The sequence below is a fragment of the Tepidimonas sp. HKU77 genome (genome assembly GCF_049728535.1).
GTDB lineage: Bacteria > Pseudomonadota > Gammaproteobacteria > Burkholderiales > Burkholderiaceae_C > Tepidimonas.
Genome location: NZ_CP187300.1, coordinates 698,706 through 714,824, shown reverse-complemented (window position 1 = coordinate 714,824; position 16,119 = coordinate 698,706). Strand labels below are relative to the sequence as shown.

The window sequence follows — 16,119 nt, the reverse complement described above, 5'->3', positions numbered from 1 at the left end:
ACCGTCACCGGTCACGAGGCGAACGCAGCTTCCACGAGCACGATGTATACCCCGATCAGGCGCGAGACGGTCGCGGTCGTCGATTACGGCATGGGCAACCTGCGCTCGGTGGCGCAGGCGGTCATGCACGCGGCGCGGGCCAGCGATCGGGTCGACGTCGTCGTGACGGCCAGCCCGCAGGTGGTGCGCGACGCCCACCGCGTGGTGTTGCCCGGGCAAGGGGCCATGCCCGATTGCATGGCCGAGCTCGAGCGCAGCGGCCTGCGCGAGGCGGTGCTGCACGCGGCGGCCACCAAACCGCTGTTCGGTGTGTGCGTCGGCATGCAAATGCTGCTCGACCATTCCGAGGAAGGCGACACCCCCGGCCTGGGCTTGATCGCGGGCGAGGTGGTGCGTTTTCGCCTGCAGGGCCAGCGCCAGCCCGACGGCAGCCGCTACAAAGTGCCGCAGATGGGCTGGAACCGTGTCTGGTACGGCTTCGAGCATGGCGCGAGCGAGCAGCCACCGGCCCATCCGCTGTGGGCGGGCATCCCGGACGGCAGCTACTTCTACTTCGTGCACAGCTACCATGCGCACCCGGCGCATCCCGCCCACGCGGTGGGCGTGACCGAGTATGGCGTGCGCTTTGCCAGCGCCATCGCGCGCGACAACCTGTTCGCTACCCAGTTCCACCCAGAAAAGAGCGCCGCCCAAGGGCTGGCCCTGTACCGCAATTTCCTGCACTGGAATCCCTGAACCCTCAACCCCGCCCGAAAGCCATGCTGCTGATCCCCGCCATCGACCTGAAAGACGGCCAGTGCGTGCGCCTCAAGCAAGGCGACATGGAGCAGTCCACCATCTTTAGCGACGACCCCGCCGCCATGGCGCGCCACTGGGTCGAGCAGGGCGCCACCCGCTTGCACTTGGTGGACTTGAACGGCGCCTTCGCGGGCAAGCCCCGCAACGAAGCCGCCGTGCGCAGCATCTTGCGCGAAGTCGGCGACGACATCGACGTGCAGCTGGGCGGTGGCATCCGCGACCTCGACACCATCGAGCGCTACTTGGACGCCGGCCTGCGCTACGTCATCATCGGCACCGCCGCCGTCAAGAATCCCGGCTTTTTACAGGATGCCTGCAGCGCCTTCGGCGGACACATCATCGTCGGGCTCGACGCGCGGGACGGCAAGGTGGCCACCGACGGCTGGAGCAAGCTCACCGGCCACGAGGTCGTCGATCTGGCGCGCAAGTTCGAGGACTACGGCGTCGAGGCCATCGTCTACACCGATATCGGCCGTGACGGCATGCTCACCGGCATCAACGTCGAAGCCACCGTGCGGCTGGCGCAGGCGCTGTCCATCCCGGTCATCGCCTCGGGCGGCCTGTCGGGGCTGGACGACATCTGCCGACTGTGCGAGGTCGAGTCCGAGGGCGTGGAGGGCGTGATCTGTGGCCGCGCCATCTACAGCGGCGAGCTAGACTTTGCCGCCGCGGTGCGGCTGGTCGACGAACTGGGCGCCTGACGGCCGCCCCGACGCCATGCTGGCCAAGCGCATCATCCCCTGTCTGGACGTCACGGGTGGCCGTGTCGTCAAGGGCGTCAACTTCGTGCAACTGCGCGACGCCGGCGACCCGGTCGAGATCGCCGCGCGCTACAACGACCAAGGCGCCGACGAACTCACATTTCTGGATATCACCGCCACCAGCGACGGGCGCGACCTGATCCTGCCCATCATCGAAGCGGTGGCCTCGCAGGTGTTCATCCCGCTGACGGTGGGCGGTGGCGTGCGCACGGTGGAGGATGTGCGCCGCCTGCTCAACGCCGGGGCGGACAAGGTCAGCTTCAATTCCGCGGCCATCGCCAACCCCCAGGTCATCCGTGACGCCTCGGGCAAGTACGGATCGCAGTGCATCGTGGTGGCCATCGACGCCAAGCGCCGCACTCCCGCCGATGAGGCGCGGCCCGGCCCCGACGGCCAGCCCATCGGTCCCGGGTGGGACGTGTATTCGCACGGCGGCCGCAAAAACGTCGGGCTGGACGCCGTGGCCTGGGCGCGCCAGATGGCCACTCTGGGCGCGGGCGAAATCCTGCTCACCAGCATGGACCGCGACGGCACGCAAGCGGGCTTCGACCTGGCGCTCACCCGTGCCGTCAGCGACGCGGTGGACATCCCTGTGATCGCCTCTGGCGGCGTCGGCACCCTGGAGCACCTGGTCGAGGGCATCCAGCAGGGCGGCGCGGACGCGGTGCTTGCGGCCAGCATTTTCCATTACGGCACCTACACGATCGCCCAGGCCAAGCAGCGCATGGCCGAAGCGGGCATCCCGGTGCGGCGCTGACGCCGCCGCCATCCCCTTGACGGACGTGCTACGCTAGACCCATGACGACGTGGCTGGACGACGTGCGCTGGGATGCGCAAGGGCTGGTGCCGGTGGTCGCGCAAGAGCGCGACAGCGGTGACGTGCTGATGGTGGCGTGGATGAACCGCGAGGCGCTGCAAAAGACCGCCGAGCTGGGCCGCGCGGTCTACTACAGCCGCTCGCGCGGCCGGCTTTGGTACAAAGGCGAGGAGTCCGGGCACGTGCAACGCGTGCACGAGATTCGCTTGGATTGTGACCACGACGTCGTGCTGCTCAAAGTCACGCAAACCGGCCACACCCCGGGCATCGCCTGCCACACGGGGCGGCACAGCTGCTTTTATCAGCGGCTGGATACGGCGCAGGGTGCGTGGCAGGCGGTCGACCCCGTGCTCAAAGACCCTGAGACCATCTACCGCTGAATGGCCATGACCGACACCGCCCCGCCGCTGGACACCCTGCTGCGCCTGGCCGCTGTCATCGACAGCCGCAAGCCCGCCGCTGGCGGCGACCCGCAGCGCAGCTATGTCGCGCGCCTGCTGCACCAGGGGCCAGACGCCTTTCTGAAAAAAATCACGGAAGAAGCGGGCGAAGTGGTGATGGCCGCCAAGGACCTGCAGCATGGCGCCGGCAGCGCCCAGGCGCTCGTGGGCGAGGTGGCCGACCTGTGGTTCCACAGCCTGATCGTGCTGGCGCACTTCGGCCTCGGGCCCGCCGACGTGGTGGCCGAACTCGCGCGCCGCGAGGGTTTGTCGGGCCTGGACGAAAAAGCGCTGCGCAAGGCGCGCGAGCGCGAGGCGGCCCACCCCGGAGCGGCCCATGGATGATCCCCGCATCATCGACGTTCGTGCCACGACGCCGCAGCAGCTCGAGAGCCTGCGCCGCCTGACGCTGGCGGTGTATCTGCTGTATGCCGCGTCGTGGTTTTTGGCGGTCACCGCGCTCATCGGCATCATCATCAACTACGTCAAGCGCGAGGACGTCGTCGGCACCCTCTACGAGAGTCACTTCACCTGGCAGATCCGCACCTTCTGGTGGAGCCTGTTGTGGGCGGTGCTCGGCTTCATCACCCTGTTCATCGGCGTGGGAGCGGTCATTTTGATCGCGGCGGCCATCTGGTCGCTGTACCGGCTCGTCAAGGGCCTGTTGTACTGGAACGACCGCAAGCCCATGCCCGTTTGAGGCGCCCGCATCCTTACGATGTCACCGACCATGTCGCACGACCCGAACTGCATCTTTTGCAAGATCGTCACCGGCCAGATCCCCAGCCGCAAGGTGTACGAGGACGACGAGCTGACCGCCTTTCACGACATCCACCCTTGGGCGCCGGTGCACTTTCTCATCGTGCCCAAGGCGCACATCCCGTCGATGGCGCAGCTCACGCCCGAGCACGAGCGCCTCATGGGCCGCCTGATGGTGCTGGCCCCGCGCTTGGCGCTGGAGCAGGGCTGCGAGCCGTATCCAAAAGGGGGGTTTCGCATCGTGTGCAACACCGGCGAGCACGGCGGGCAAGAGGTGCATCACCTGCATGTGCACGTCATCGGCGGGCCGAGGCCCTGGCGCAAGGGGTGAGCCCCGCCGGTCTTCGTCGCACGGCCGCGCTTTCGGGCACAATCACGGCAGGCGCTATTGGCGGTGCGGTGAACCCTCGGAGGCCGCACCGGATCGAAGGCATTATGGGGCGCAAGCCCCGTCATTGGAGTGAACCATGGGCAGTTTTTCCATTTGGCACTGGCTGGTCGTGCTGCTGATCGTGGTGCTGGTGTTTGGCACCAAGAAGCTCAAGAACATCGGCTCGGATCTCGGCAGCGCCGTCAAGGGTTTCAAGGATGGCCTGAAGGATGGGGGTTCGGCCCCCGACGCGGCCGCCACCGCCACGGCACAGGTCGGCCAGGACAAGGCGGCCGAGAAGACCACCATCGACGTCGACGCCAAGACCAAGTCGTGATCGCGGCCACTCCCGCATGATCGACCTCGGCATCTCCAAGCTCGCCCTCATCGGTGTCGTGGCGCTCGTCGTCATCGGCCCCGAGAAGCTGCCGCGCGTGGCCCGCACGGTGGGTGCGCTGCTGGGCAAGGCGCAGCGCTACGTCGCCGACGTCAAGGCCGAAGTCAACCGCACCATCGAGCTCGAAGAGCTCAAGCGCATGAAGGAGACGGTCGAGAAGACCGCGCGCGAGGTGGAGTCGCAAGTCAGCGCCACCGCCAGCGACTTCGAGCGCGACTGGGCCGAGGTGACCGCCGGGCTGGGTGGCACGTCGTCATCGGATTCGTTGGCCGACTCGTCCTCGATCGGCAGCCCCGTCTATCCCCAATACCGCCGGCCGAAGAAAAACTTCCGCCTCAAGCGCCAGGCCGTCCCCCAGTGGTACAAGGCTCGTGCCGGTGTTCGCACGCGGGCGTTGTCCGGTGCGGCCCGGGTGGCGCGTTACCGCCCCAAGATTCCCCCGCGCTGAGCCATGGCCGATTCCAAAGAGCCCGCCGACGAGCTTGCCGGCACCGAGCAGCCCTTCGTCGCGCACCTGATGGAATTGCGCGACCGAATTCTCTATGCCCTCTATGGCGTGGGGGTGGCGATGGCGCTGCTGGCCATCTGGCCCGGCCCCAGCGGCCTGATCGATCTGATCGCCGTGCCCATCCGTGCCCACATGCCACCGGACGCCAAGCTGATCGCGGTGGGGGTGTTCACGCCGTTTTTCGTGCCCCTGAAGGTGCTGATGATGGCGGGCCTGCTGCTGGCGCTGCCGTGGGTCATCTATCAGATCTGGGCCTTCGTCGCCCCGGGGCTGTATAGCCACGAAAAGCGCTTTGCCCTGCCGCTCATCATCAGCGGTAGCGCGTTGGCCTATCTCGGCATCGCGTTCGTGCAGTTTTTCGTGCTCGACAAGATGTTTGCCTTCATCCAGGGCTTCACGCCCGCCAGCGTCAACGCCACACCCGACATCGCCTCCTACGTCGAGGCCATTCTGTCGCTGTACCTGGCGTTCGGCCTGGCCTTTCAGGTGCCGGTGGTGGTGATGCTGATGGTGCGCTTCGACATGGTCACCATCGACAAGTTGAAGGCGTTTCGGGGCTATTTCATCGTCATCGCGTTCGTGATCGCCGCCATCGTCACGCCGCCGGACGTGATCTCGCAGCTGGCCCTGGCCGTCCCCATGTGCCTGCTCTACGAGCTCGGCATCTGGGGAGCGCGCTGGTTCGTCAAAACCAAGCCCGCCGAGGACGAGTCCGCCGCTGCAGACAGTCGCTAGCGGGCAGAAGGGGGCGGACGGCGCGCCGGAATCACCGTCAGCGTGCGGCGGCCTTCGCGCCGCAGCACCTCGACCTCGGTGGCCACTCCCGGTTGGCGTGCCGCCACCGCCGCCAGCAGGCCGGCAACGTCGCGCACGGGCGTGTCGCCCACGCGGCTGATGACGTCGCCGGGGCGGATGCCGGCTTGCGCCGCCGGCCCGTCTTGCAGCACGCCCGCCACCACCACGCCCTGCGCGCCTGGCAGGCCCAGGTGGTCGGCCAGTTCTGGGGTCAGCTCTTGCGGCTCCACACCGATCCAGCCGCGCGTGACCGCGCCATCACGCACGATCGCTTCCATCACCTCGCGCGCGGTGGCGATCGGGATGGCGAACCCGATACCCATCGAGCCGCCCGAGCGCGAGTAGATCGCGGTGTTGATGCCCACCAAATGCCCCTCGGCATCGACCAACGCGCCGCCTGAGTTGCCCGGGTTGATGGCGGCATCGGTCTGGATGAAGTTCTCGAACGTGTTGATGCCGAGTTGGCTGCGGCCCAGTGCGCTGACGATGCCCGCCGTCACGGTCTGTCCGACACCGAACGGATTGCCGATCGCCAACACCCGGTCGCCCACTTCCAGCAACTCCGAGCGCCCCAGCACGATCACGGGCAGATCGTCCAGCGCGATGCGCAGCACCGCCAAGTCGGTCTCGGGGTCGGTGCCGATGACCTGCGCCGGCGCTTGCCGACCGTCGCTGAGCTGCACCAGTATCTCGTCGGCCTCTTCGATCACGTGGTTGTTGGTCAGGATGTAGCCCGCTGGGCTGACGATGACGCCCGAGCCCAACCCCGTCTGTGGCTCGAATTCGGGTCGGTCGCCAAAAAAGAAGCGAAACCACGGCTCCTGCGCGTGCGGGTGGCGCACCGCCTTGCTGGTGCTGATGCTGACCACGGCCGGTGCCGCGGCGCGGGCGGCCGCGCTCAGGCTGGCGCTGGCGATGGTGGGGCTGCGTTGGTCGCCTTCGATCTGGAATACCGGCACCACGCTGGCCAGCGAGGGCCGCTGCGCGAGCCAGTGCGGCTTGAGCGTCGCGACGACGAACCACACCGCCAGCAGCACGGTGACGGTTTGCGAAAAGAGCAGCCAGTGGCGTTTCATGGGTTCCTCGGGCCGGTGCAGGCAAGTTTCATACCCCTGTTTGCAGCGGGGTTGATATGGGTCAATGCGTCGGCGGGCGCGCACCGCTTCAATGGAGGTCGCGTTTGTCGAACGACGCAGGAGCCGAACATGAAAGCGATTGTGGACCTTTTTTCGACCGACTATGGGCTCATGAGCGCCGGGGTGATTGCCTTCGTGATCGTCATGGGGGTGTGGTTCTACCGATTCTTCGCGCGCAAGATCGCCGAGTCGGAGCAAGCCGCGCGCAAGTCCTGACGCCCGGCGTGGCGCCAGCGGTCCGTCCGGGGCCGGGGCCGTCCGCGATGCGACAATGCGGGCATGTCTGATCGAAACACGGTCACCGACGCGTTGACGCCAGCGGACGGCGCGCCGCGCGAGGAGCTGCTGGCAGCGTTCGATGCGCTGCTGGAGCCCACGCGCTTTCAGGACTACGGCCCCAACGGCCTGCAGGTCGAGGGCAAGCCCCGCATCCGCCGCTTGGTCAGCGGCGTCACCGCAAGCCTGGCGCTGATCGAGGCCGCGGTCGAGGCGGGTGCCGATGCCATCGTTGTGCACCACGGGCTGTTCTGGCGCGGCCAGCGCGGCACCGTCACCGGCTGGATGAAAGCGCGCCTGCAGCGGTTGCTGGTACACGACATCAACCTCTACGCCTACCACCTGCCGTTGGACGCCCACGCCGAGCTGGGCAACAACGCCCAACTCGGGCGCCGCCTGGGCTTCGTGCCCGACGAAGGCGGCTGGCAGCGCTTTGGCGAGCAGCAGCTCGGGTTTTTGGGTGCGTGGGAGGGCTCGCACGCCCAGGCGCTGGCCGACCACGTGCAGCGGGTGCTGGGGCGCGCCGTGGTCTGCGTGCCGGGTGATGGGCGGCCGATCCGGCGTGTGGCCTGGTGCAGCGGTGGGGCGCAGGGCTATTTCGAGGCTGCCATCGCCGCGGGTGCCGACGCCTTTCTGACGGGTGAAATCTCGGAACCGCAGGCGCACTTGGCACGCGAGTGCGGGGTGGCATTCTTGGCCTGCGGCCACCACGCCACCGAGCGCTACGGGGCCCCCGCGCTCGCGGCACACGTGGCCGCGCAGTTCGGCATCGAGCACCGCTTCATCGACATCGACAATCCCGCCTGATGACCGACTCGCTCCCGATGCCGCCCGTGGCAGGCACCCTCCCGCTCGCGATCACCATGGGTGACGCAGCCGGCATCGGCCCGGAGATCGTCGCCGAGGTCTTTCGCCGCCGCCCCGAGTGGTCGCCGCGCTGCGTGGTCGTGGGCGACGTAGCGGTCATGCGGCGCGCGGTGCAAGTCACCGGTGGCGCATTGCCCATCGCCGTGCTCGACGGGCCCGCCGACGCGCACCGCGCGCCGCCGCGCTGCGTGCCGCTGTGGCCTGCCGTCAGCCTATCGGCCCTGCCCCGCTTCGGCGAGGTCAGCGCGGCATCGGGGCGTGCCGCGGCCGACGCCGTCATCGTGGCGGCGCAGGCCGCGCTGCGCGGCGAAGTTGCGGCGGTGGTGACGGCGCCGCTGAACAAAGCGGCCTTGGCGGCCGCTGGGGTCGATGCGCCGGGACACACGGAACTGCTGCAGGCGCTGGCGGCCCAACACCGTGGCGTTGCACCGGCCGATTTGCCCGTGCGCATGATGCTGTCCAACGACGAGCTGCGCACGGTGCTGGTGAGCATTCACGTGTCGTTGCGCGACGCCATCGCCGCCGTCACCGAAGCGGCAGTGTGGGAGACGCTGCGCATCACGCACGAACACTTTACCCGGTTGCTGGGCTGGCCGCACTGCCGCATCGCGGTGGCGGGCCTCAACCCGCACGCGGGGGAAGGGGGTTTGTTCGGCCGCGAGGAGATCGAGCACATCGCACCGGCCATCGCGCGCGCTCAGGCAGCGGGCTGGGCGGTCAGCGGCCCGCACCCACCGGACACGGTGTTCATGCGCGCGCGCCGCGGGGAGTTCGACGTCGTCGTGGCCATGTACCACGACCAAGGCCTGATCCCGGTCAAATACCTGGGCCTGGAGCGCGGCGTGAACACCACGCTCGGGCTGCCGTTCGTGCGCACCAGCCCCGACCACGGTACCGCGTTCGACCTCGCCGGGCGGGGCCGGGCCGATCCGTCCAGCCTGATCGCGGCGTTGGAGGCGGCTTGGGCGATGCGCGCGGGCCAGCGCGAAGTGGCATAGGCCAACGGGGTTGTTTGCGTCTCGTCAAGGTTTGCCCCCGTGGCGATCCCTTACAATGCCAAATGGTTTATACGCGGCGTGGCGTCCATGCTGCCAAGAGTCCGTCCATCGCATCCCGTTTTACCAGAGAGTCTCCCATGAGCGAAGCCACCCCAGATCCAGAACGCCGGACTTGGCTGATCACGTCGTGCGCTGTGGGCGGCGCAGGCGTGGCCGCCGCCGCGGTTCCCTTCGTTGCGTCCTTCGCGCCTTCCGAGCGGGCCAAGGCCGCCGGTGCCTCGGTCGAGGTGGACGTCTCCAAGCTGCAACCGGGCGAAAAAATCGTCGTCGAATGGCGCGGCAAACCGGTGTGGATCATGCGCCGCACGCCAGAGATGTTGGCCTCGCTGGAAAAGGTGGAGGATCAACTGGCCGACCCCAACTCCGACCGTAAGGCGTACCCCACGCCGCCTTACGCCAAGAACCGTCACCGCTCCATCAAGCCGGAATACCTTATTGCGGTGGGTATCTGTTCGCACCTGGGCTGCTCGCCCATCGACAAGCTGCAGCCCGGTGCGCAACCGTCGCTGCCCGACGACTGGCAAGGCGGCTTCTTGTGCCCCTGCCACGGCTCCACGTTCGACCTGGCCGGGCGCGTGTTCAAGAACAAACCGGCGCCCGACAACCTCGAAGTGCCGCCGCATTACTATGTCTCTGACACGGTGGTGCTGATCGGCGAAGACCCGCCCAAGGCCTGATTCATCGCCTTCGCACCGTCTCCACGCATGAGGGAACCACCATGGCCGAGTTCAAGGAAGCCCCACCCAACGCGTCCCGCGGCGAGCAGCTCCTGACCTGGATCGACAACCGCTTTCCGTTGTCCAAGCTCTACAAGGAGCATCTGGCGGAGTACTACGCGCCCAAGAATTTCAACTTCTGGTATTTCTTCGGGTCGCTGGCGCTGCTGGTGCTGGTTATCCAGATCGTCACCGGCATCTTCCTCGTCATGCACTACAAACCGGACGCGTCGCTCAACGCTGCCGGCGTGCCCGTGGCGTTCGCCTCGGTCGAGTACATCATGCGCGACGTGCCCTGGGGCTGGTTGATCCGCTACATGCACTCCACCGGCGCCTCGGCGTTCTTCGTCGTGGTGTACTTGCACATGTATCGCGGTCTCATCTACGGTTCGTACCGCAAGCCGCGCGAGCTGGTGTGGATCTTCGGGTGCGCGATCTTCCTGGTGCTGATGGCCGAGGCCTTCATGGGCTACCTGCTGCCCTGGGGTCAGATGTCGTACTGGGGCGCGCAGGTGATCGTGAACCTGTTCTCCGCGATCCCCTTCATCGGTCCCGATCTGGCCATCCTCATTCGTGGTGACTTCGTCGTCAGCGACGCGACGCTCAACCGCTTCTTCAGCTTCCACGTCATCGCCGTGCCGCTGGTGCTGCTGGGGCTGGTGGTGGCGCACATCATCGCGCTGCACGAGGTGGGCTCCAACAACCCCGATGGCATCGAGATCAAGGCCACGAAGGGCCCCGACGGCAAGCCGCTGGATGGCATCCCGTTCCATCCGTACTACACCGTGCACGACATTCTGGGCGTGTCCGTGTTCCTGATCGTGTTCTCGGCGATCGTGTTCTTCGCGCCCGAGCTCGGCGGCTACTTCTTGGAGTACAACAACTTCATCCCGGCCGACCCGTTGGTGACGCCGCCGCACATCGCGCCAGTGTGGTACTTCACGCCGTTTTACTCGATGCTGCGCGCCACGACGTCCGAGATGATGGTGGTCTTGGTGGCGGTGGTGCTCATCGGCGCCGTGCTGGCCGCGCTCAAGTCGCCCATGGGCATGGTCGGCAAAGCGGGCCTACTCGGTGGCGCCGTGGTGCTGTCGGCGCTCATGCTGACCATCGACGCCAAGTTCTGGGGCGTGGTCGTCATGGGGGGTGCGGTCATCATCCTGTTCTTCCTGCCTTGGCTGGACAAGGCCCCGGTCAAGTCGATCCGCTACCGGCCGAGCTGGAACAAGTATCTGTACGGCCTGTTCGTCATCAACTTTCTGATCCTGGGCTACCTGGGTGTGTTGCCGCCGTCGCCGATCGGCGAGCGCGTCTCGCAAGTGGGTACGCTGTTTTACTTCGCGTTCTTCCTGCTCATGCCGTGGTGGAGCCGCTTGGGTGAGTTCAAGCCCGTTCCGGCCCGCGTCAATTTCCAGGCCCATTGACAGACACACAGGAGTCGATTTCCATGAAACGATGGATTGCCACCGGCCTGGTGGCCTTGGGTGCGATGCTGGGCGGGGCCACCGCAGCCCTGGCGGCGGGGACGAATTTCCCGATGGACAAGGCCCCCCGCCTGACCACCGATCAGGCGGCGCTGCAAAACGGCGCCAAGATCTTCGTCAACTACTGCCTGAACTGCCACTCGGCGTCGTTCGTGCGCTACAACCGCCTGACCGAGCTGGGGTTGACCGAAAAGCAGATCAAGGAAAACCTGATGTTTACCACCGACAAGGTGGGGGACTTGATGATCGCGACCATCGATCCCAAGCAGGCCAAGGCATGGTTCGGCGCCCAGCCGCCGGATCTGTCGCTGGTGGCGCGCTCGCGCGCGGCACAAATGAGCTACAGCGGCAGCGACTACCTCTATACCCTGCTGCGCGGGTACTACCGTGACCCCAACCGCCCCACGGGCTGGAACAACGTCGTGTTCCACAACATCGGCATGCCCCATCCGCTGTGGGAACTGCAGGGCGAGCGCAAACCCATCTTCGAAAAGGTGGTCAGCCACGGGCACGAGACCGAGGTCTTCCGCGGCTGGGAGGTGGTCAAACCCGGCAAACTGACCGAAGCCGAGTACGACCGCACCGTTGCCGAGTTGGTGGCGTTCTTGGAGTGGATGAGCGAGCCCGTCAAAAACGATCGCATCCGCCTGGGTGTGTGGGTGCTGATCTTCCTGGGTATCTTTACCGTGATCGCCTGGCGCCTCAACGCGGCGTACTGGAAAGACGTCAAATGATCCCCATCTGACCGCGCGCCTGCGCGGTCTGCACAGTGGGTGCGCCAGCCGGCAGGCGGCCATCCACTGCTTTGCTTTGTCGAGGAGCGAACACACCATGATGGTTTTGTACTCGGGCACCACCTGCCCGTATTCGCACCGCTGCCGTTTCGTGCTGTTCGAAAAGGGCATGGACTTCGAAATCCGCGACGTGGACCTCTACAACAAGCCGGAGGACATCGCGGTCATGAACCCGTATGGGCAGGTACCGATCCTGGTCGAGCGTGACCTGATCCTGTACGAGTCCAACATCATCAACGAGTACATCGACGAGCGCTTTCCGCATCCCCAACTCATGCCGGGCGACCCGGTGGACCGCGCACGCGTGCGGCTGTTCCTGCTCAATTTCGAGAAGGAGCTGTTCACGCATGTCTCGGTGCTGGAACAGCGCACCCCGAAGCCGACGGACAAGCAGATCGAGAAGGCCAAGCTGCACATCCGCGACCGGCTGACGCAGCTCGCGCCCGTGTTCCTGAAGAACAAGTTCATGCTGGGCGATCATTTCTCGATGCTGGACGTGGCCATCGCGCCGCTGCTGTGGCGGCTCGACCACTACGGTATCGAACTCAACAAAAACGCGGCGCCGCTGCTCAAATACGCCGAGCGCATCTTCTCGCGCCCGGCCTACATCGAGGCGCTGACCCCGTCCGAAAAGGTCATGCGCAAGTGATGGACGCCGAACTGCCCTCCACCCGCCCGTACCTGATCCGTGCCATGCACGAGTGGTGTACGGACGGCGGTTTTACGCCCTATATTGTGGTCGCCGTGGACGAGCACGTGCAGGTGCCGCGCGAGTACGTGCGCGACGGCCAGATCGTGCTCAACGTTGGCTACGAGGCCACGGGCGGGCTGGTATTGGGCAACGACGAGATTCGCTTCAAGGCCCGCTTCGGCGGCGTGGCGCGCGAGGTCGTGGTCCCTGTCGACCATGTGATCGCGATTTACGCGCGCGAAAACGGCCAGGGTATGGCATTTCCGGCACCCGAGCCCTCGGCGGCTGAGGACGATAGGGAGCCGCCGGTGCCCCCGGGCAGCAAGCGTCCGGCACTCAAGCGCATCAAGTGAGGGCCCCGGCGGTGGGGCGGCACAAGGCACTACAATAACGAACGCTGCGGGGCCATCGGCGTCATCGGTCCGGTCGTGCGTCCCCCGAGCCGCTTTAGCTCAGTTGGTAGAGCACCCGCCTTGTAAGCGGTAGGTCGTCTGTTCGAGTCAGACAAGCGGCACCAGCGATGGCACCTTTGCGCACGGTGGCCACGAACGGCCCGCACTCCGTCGCGACACCCTAAAAAAACAAAAACCCTTTCCGCACGACCCATGCAGGAAAGGGTTGAGTGGCGGAGAGAGAGGGATTCGAACCCTCGATACGGGGAAGACCCGTATACCGGATTTCGAGTCCGGCGCATTCGACCACTCTGCCATCTCTCCGCAGGTGTCAAGCCTGCTATTGTAGCAGGCCCGTCGGGGGTTCTGCGGTGGCTCAGGTTTCGCGCAGCGCGGCCAGCGCTGCTTCGATGCGCTGCGGGTCGGCCAACGCGTGCACCTGGGTGTGCAGGTCGGCGCAGGCGGCCCAACCCTCGGTTTTGAGGCGCGCCACAGCCTGACCGGCTGTCTTGGGCGAGTCGAAGCCCGCGCTGTGCAGCAGCACGTGTCCCTTGGCGTCCGTGAGCTTGAAATAAAAGCGCCCGTCGGCCTCGCGGTATTGTTTAAAGATGGGTGGCGCGCTTTTGCTCGTGCGGACGGTGTCGGCTGGCGGCTGAGCGAGCGCGTCCAGCGACCGCAGACCGACGGCGGCGCGCAACCGGGCGGCAAAGGGGGTGGCTTGGGCACGGGCTTTGGCCGCCCCCGCGCGCAGGATGGCTTCGACGCGCTGCGGGTCGGCCATGAGGGCGTCGTAGGTGGCGCGCATGGGGGCGATTTCGCGGTCGATGCGCTCGAACAGCCGCTCTTTGGCCTCGGCCCAGGCGATGCCGGCGGCAAAGTCGCGCGCCAGGGCGGCGGTTTCCTCGGCCGTGGCGAAGGCCTGGTAGATCTGGAACAGCGCCGAGCCCTCGGTGTCTTTGGGTTCGCCCGGCGCGCGGGAGTCGGTGACGATGCCCATGATGAGCCGCCGCAGCTGCTCGCGCGGGGCGAACAGCGGGATGACGTTGTCGTAGCTCTTGCTCATCTTGCGGCCGTCCAGGCCGGGCAGGGTGGCCACCTGTTCGTCGATCACGGCCTCCGGCAGCGTGAAGTGCTCGCCGTAGTGGTGGTTGAAGCTGGAGGCCAGATCGCGCGCCATTTCGATGTGCTGGATCTGGTCGCGGCCCACGGGCACGCGGTGCGCATTGAACATGAGGATGTCGGCCGCCATCAGCACGGGGTACATGAACAGGCCCATGGTGACGCCGTCGTCGGCGTCGCGCCCGTCGGCGGTGTTTTTGTCCACCGCCGCCTTGTAGGCGTGGGCGCGGTTGAGCAGCCCCTTGCCGCAGACACAGGCCAGCAGCCAGGTCAGTTCGGGGATTTCCGGGATGTCCGACTGCCGGTAGAAGGTCACGCGCTCCGGGTCGAGTCCGCAAGCGATCCAGGTGGCGGCGATCTCCAGCGTGGAGCGCTGCACGCGTGCGGGATCGTGGGTGGAGATGAGGGCGTGGTAGTCCGCCAGAAACAGGTAGCTGTCGATGCCGGGCTCGCGGCTGGCGCGCACGGTGGGGCGAATGGCGCCGACGTAATTGCCCAGGTGGAGGGTGCCGGAGGGTTTGATGCCGGTGAGGACGCGAACGGTGGTCATGGGGCGGCAGGGTAGGGAGAAAAGCGGCGGTTTCAGGTCCGCCTTCGGTCAAAACAGCAGCCAGCGCAACGGGGTGAGCAGCACTTCGATGGCCTGAGCCGTCACGCGCATGAGGGGGCGCAGCCAAAGCGTGCTGACCACCCCGGTGAGCACGAGCGCCAGCACGATGAAAAAACCATAGGGCTCGACGCGCGACACGGCGATGGCCTGGCGCGTGGGCAGCAGGCCGACCAGGATGCGGCCGCCGTCCAGCGGAGGCAGCGGAAACAGGTTGAAGACGAACATCACGATGTTGACCAGCACGCCCGCACGCGCCATCCCATTGAAAAATGGCTCTTGCACGCCGCCCGCCACGAGCAGGTAGCCAACGGCGGCCCAGGCGATCGCCTGGATCAGATTGGCCCCGGGCCCGGCCAGCGCCACCCACACCATGTCGCGCTTGGGGTGGCGCAGGCGGCCAAAGTCGACCGGTACGGGCTTGGCATAGCCGAACAGAAAGGCCCCCGCCGTGGCAAAGTACAGCAACAGCGGCATGGCGATGGTGCCGATGGGGTCGATGTGCCGCATGGGGTTGAGCGTGATGCGGCCGAGCCGCTCGGCGGTGGGGTCACCGAAGTACCGTGCCGCGTAGCCGTGCGCTGCCTCGTGCACGGTAATGGCGAACAAGACCGGCAGCGCGTAAATCGTGACGGTCTGGATGATGTGGGCGATGTCCATGGTGGGATTGTCGCAGGTGCGCCGCGGCGCCGCCTCACAGCCCCAACGTGGCCAGCGGACCACGGCCAACGCGCAGCACCTCGGGGTCGCCGCCAGTGCTCATGGGCGTCAGATCGACGACGGTGGTGGGCTCTTGCGGGCACGAGCCAGCGTCGATGACGGCCGCCACGGCGTGTTGCAGCCGCTCGCGGATCAGGGCCGCGTCGTTGAGCGGGCTGTCGTCGCCCGGCAGGATGAGGGTGGTGCCCAGCAGTGGCGCGCCGTGCAGCGCCAGCAGTTCGCTCAGCGCCCGGTGTGCGGGCACGCGCAGGCCGATGGTTTTACGTTGCGGGTGGCTGACGCGGCGCGGTACTTCCTTACTCGCTTCCAGGATGAAGGTGTAGGGCCCCGGTGTGGCTGCCTTGAGCAGGCGGTACTGCCGGTTGTCCACGCGCGCGTAGCTGGCCAGCTCCGACAGGTCGCGGCACAGCAGGGTCAGGTGGTGCCGTTCGTCGATGCCGCGGATGCGCCGCAGGCGCTCGACGGCAGCCTTATCGTCCAGGTGGCACACCAGCGCGTAGCAGGAATCGGTCGGTACCGCCAACACCGCGCCCGCGTGGAGCGCCTGCACCGCCTGGCGCAGCAGGCGCGGCTGCGGATTGTCGGGGTGGACCTCGAACAACTGGGCCATGGTC

At 66.7% G+C, this 16,119-nt stretch carries 22 protein-coding genes and 2 tRNA genes; 19 read left to right on the top strand and 5 right to left on the bottom strand.

Going from position 1 to position 16,119, the window contains the following annotated elements:
* Positions 1 to 42: 42 nt before the first annotated feature.
* The 10 genes from hisH (at position 43) to tatC (ending at position 5,585) form a co-directional block, all read left to right on the top strand.
* Positions 43 to 735 carry an imidazole glycerol phosphate synthase subunit HisH gene (hisH, locus tag ACPP3B_RS03430; protein WP_424859718.1) on the top strand — a complete coding sequence of 231 codons (693 nt, stop codon included), beginning with the start codon at positions 43 to 45 and terminating at the stop codon, positions 733 to 735.
* Between the two features lie 23 nt (positions 736 to 758).
* Positions 759 to 1,499: a 1-(5-phosphoribosyl)-5-[(5-phosphoribosylamino)methylideneamino]imidazole-4-carboxamide isomerase gene (gene hisA, locus ACPP3B_RS03425; protein WP_424859717.1), complete on the top strand. Its 741-nt coding sequence runs from the start codon at positions 759 to 761 to the stop codon at positions 1,497 to 1,499.
* Positions 1,500 to 1,515: 16 nt separating this feature from the next.
* Positions 1,516 to 2,316, top strand: a complete 801-nt coding sequence (gene hisF, locus ACPP3B_RS03420) for an imidazole glycerol phosphate synthase subunit HisF (RefSeq protein WP_314227498.1) — start codon at positions 1,516 to 1,518, stop codon at positions 2,314 to 2,316.
* Between the two features lie 41 nt (positions 2,317 to 2,357).
* Positions 2,358 to 2,756, top strand: a complete 399-nt coding sequence (hisI, locus tag ACPP3B_RS03415; protein ID WP_299020855.1) for a phosphoribosyl-AMP cyclohydrolase — start codon at positions 2,358 to 2,360, stop codon at positions 2,754 to 2,756.
* Positions 2,757 to 3,161, top strand: coding sequence for a phosphoribosyl-ATP diphosphatase (locus ACPP3B_RS03410; protein ID WP_299020854.1), 405 nt, complete (start codon positions 2,757 to 2,759; stop codon positions 3,159 to 3,161).
* Positions 3,154 to 3,516, top strand: coding sequence for a DUF4870 family protein (locus tag ACPP3B_RS03405; RefSeq protein ID WP_299020852.1), 363 nt, complete (start codon positions 3,154 to 3,156; stop codon positions 3,514 to 3,516). The genes ACPP3B_RS03410 and ACPP3B_RS03405 overlap by 8 nt, the downstream gene beginning before the upstream one ends.
* A 30-nt stretch (positions 3,517 to 3,546) precedes the next feature.
* Positions 3,547 to 3,906 carry a histidine triad nucleotide-binding protein gene (locus ACPP3B_RS03400; protein WP_299020851.1) on the top strand — a complete coding sequence of 120 codons (360 nt, stop codon included), beginning with the start codon at positions 3,547 to 3,549 and terminating at the stop codon, positions 3,904 to 3,906.
* Between the two features lie 136 nt (positions 3,907 to 4,042).
* Positions 4,043 to 4,282 (top strand): Sec-independent protein translocase subunit TatA, encoded by a 240-nt coding sequence (tatA, locus tag ACPP3B_RS03395; RefSeq protein WP_299020850.1) that lies wholly within the window; start codon positions 4,043 to 4,045, stop codon positions 4,280 to 4,282.
* A gap of 16 nt (positions 4,283 to 4,298) precedes the next feature.
* Complete coding sequence (tatB, locus tag ACPP3B_RS03390; protein ID WP_299020849.1) at positions 4,299 to 4,790, top strand: Sec-independent protein translocase protein TatB; 492 nt, start codon at positions 4,299 to 4,301, stop codon at positions 4,788 to 4,790.
* A gap of 3 nt (positions 4,791 to 4,793) precedes the next feature.
* Positions 4,794 to 5,585, top strand: a complete 792-nt coding sequence (tatC, locus tag ACPP3B_RS03385; protein ID WP_299020848.1) for a twin-arginine translocase subunit TatC — start codon at positions 4,794 to 4,796, stop codon at positions 5,583 to 5,585.
* On the opposite strand, the gene ACPP3B_RS03380 is transcribed toward tatC, so the two are convergent.
* Positions 5,582 to 6,721 (bottom strand): S1C family serine protease, encoded by a 1,140-nt coding sequence (locus ACPP3B_RS03380; RefSeq protein WP_424859716.1) that lies wholly within the window; start codon positions 6,719 to 6,721, stop codon positions 5,582 to 5,584. The two genes, tatC and ACPP3B_RS03380, sit on opposite strands and share 4 nt — an antisense overlap.
* Positions 6,722 to 6,850: 129 nt before the next feature.
* Here ACPP3B_RS03380 and ACPP3B_RS03375 point away from each other — a divergent pair, with 129 nt between their 5' ends.
* From ACPP3B_RS03375 to ACPP3B_RS03335, 9 genes are all read left to right on the top strand, one after another.
* Positions 6,851 to 6,997, top strand: a complete 147-nt coding sequence (locus ACPP3B_RS03375; RefSeq protein WP_424859715.1) for a DUF3149 domain-containing protein — start codon at positions 6,851 to 6,853, stop codon at positions 6,995 to 6,997.
* Between the two features lie 63 nt (positions 6,998 to 7,060).
* Positions 7,061 to 7,864 (top strand): Nif3-like dinuclear metal center hexameric protein, encoded by an 804-nt coding sequence (locus ACPP3B_RS03370; RefSeq protein ID WP_424859714.1) that lies wholly within the window; start codon positions 7,061 to 7,063, stop codon positions 7,862 to 7,864.
* Positions 7,864 to 8,922 (top strand): 4-hydroxythreonine-4-phosphate dehydrogenase PdxA, encoded by a 1,059-nt coding sequence (pdxA, locus tag ACPP3B_RS03365; protein WP_424859713.1) that lies wholly within the window; start codon positions 7,864 to 7,866, stop codon positions 8,920 to 8,922. The genes ACPP3B_RS03370 and pdxA overlap by 1 nt, the downstream gene beginning before the upstream one ends.
* 137 nt (positions 8,923 to 9,059) lie before the next feature.
* A complete protein-coding gene (gene petA, locus ACPP3B_RS03360; RefSeq protein ID WP_424859712.1) occupies positions 9,060 to 9,659 on the top strand; it encodes a ubiquinol-cytochrome c reductase iron-sulfur subunit in 600 nt (199 codons plus the stop codon).
* Between the two features lie 41 nt (positions 9,660 to 9,700).
* Positions 9,701 to 11,122 carry a cytochrome b gene (locus ACPP3B_RS03355; RefSeq protein ID WP_424859711.1) on the top strand — a complete coding sequence of 474 codons (1,422 nt, stop codon included), beginning with the start codon at positions 9,701 to 9,703 and terminating at the stop codon, positions 11,120 to 11,122.
* 23 nt (positions 11,123 to 11,145) lie between these two features.
* The gene (locus ACPP3B_RS03350; protein ID WP_424859710.1) at positions 11,146 to 11,916 is read left to right on the top strand and encodes a cytochrome c1; all 771 of its coding nucleotides are present in this window, start codon (positions 11,146 to 11,148) and stop codon (positions 11,914 to 11,916) included.
* 97 nt (positions 11,917 to 12,013) lie between these two features.
* Positions 12,014 to 12,625, top strand: a complete 612-nt coding sequence (locus ACPP3B_RS03345; protein ID WP_299023123.1) for a glutathione S-transferase N-terminal domain-containing protein — start codon at positions 12,014 to 12,016, stop codon at positions 12,623 to 12,625.
* Positions 12,625 to 13,020 carry a ClpXP protease specificity-enhancing factor gene (locus ACPP3B_RS03340; RefSeq protein ID WP_314227176.1) on the top strand — a complete coding sequence of 132 codons (396 nt, stop codon included), beginning with the start codon at positions 12,625 to 12,627 and terminating at the stop codon, positions 13,018 to 13,020. The genes ACPP3B_RS03345 and ACPP3B_RS03340 overlap by 1 nt, the downstream gene beginning before the upstream one ends.
* An 88-nt stretch (positions 13,021 to 13,108) precedes the next feature.
* A tRNA-Thr gene (locus tag ACPP3B_RS03335) sits at positions 13,109 to 13,184 on the top strand.
* Positions 13,185 to 13,290: 106 nt separating this feature from the next.
* Here ACPP3B_RS03335 and ACPP3B_RS03330 read toward each other — a convergent pair.
* From ACPP3B_RS03330 to ACPP3B_RS03315, 4 genes are all read right to left on the bottom strand, one after another.
* Positions 13,291 to 13,383: transfer RNA gene (locus tag ACPP3B_RS03330), tRNA-Ser, on the bottom strand.
* A gap of 52 nt (positions 13,384 to 13,435) precedes the next feature.
* A complete protein-coding gene (locus ACPP3B_RS03325) occupies positions 13,436 to 14,728 on the bottom strand; it encodes a tryptophan--tRNA ligase (RefSeq protein ID WP_424859709.1) in 1,293 nt (430 codons plus the stop codon).
* A gap of 48 nt (positions 14,729 to 14,776) precedes the next feature.
* Complete coding sequence (locus tag ACPP3B_RS03320) at positions 14,777 to 15,445, bottom strand: site-2 protease family protein (protein WP_424859708.1); 669 nt, start codon at positions 15,443 to 15,445, stop codon at positions 14,777 to 14,779.
* Positions 15,446 to 15,479: 34 nt separating this feature from the next.
* A complete protein-coding gene (locus ACPP3B_RS03315) occupies positions 15,480 to 16,115 on the bottom strand; it encodes an L-threonylcarbamoyladenylate synthase (RefSeq protein WP_424859707.1) in 636 nt (211 codons plus the stop codon).
* Positions 16,116 to 16,119 lie beyond the last annotated feature (4 nt).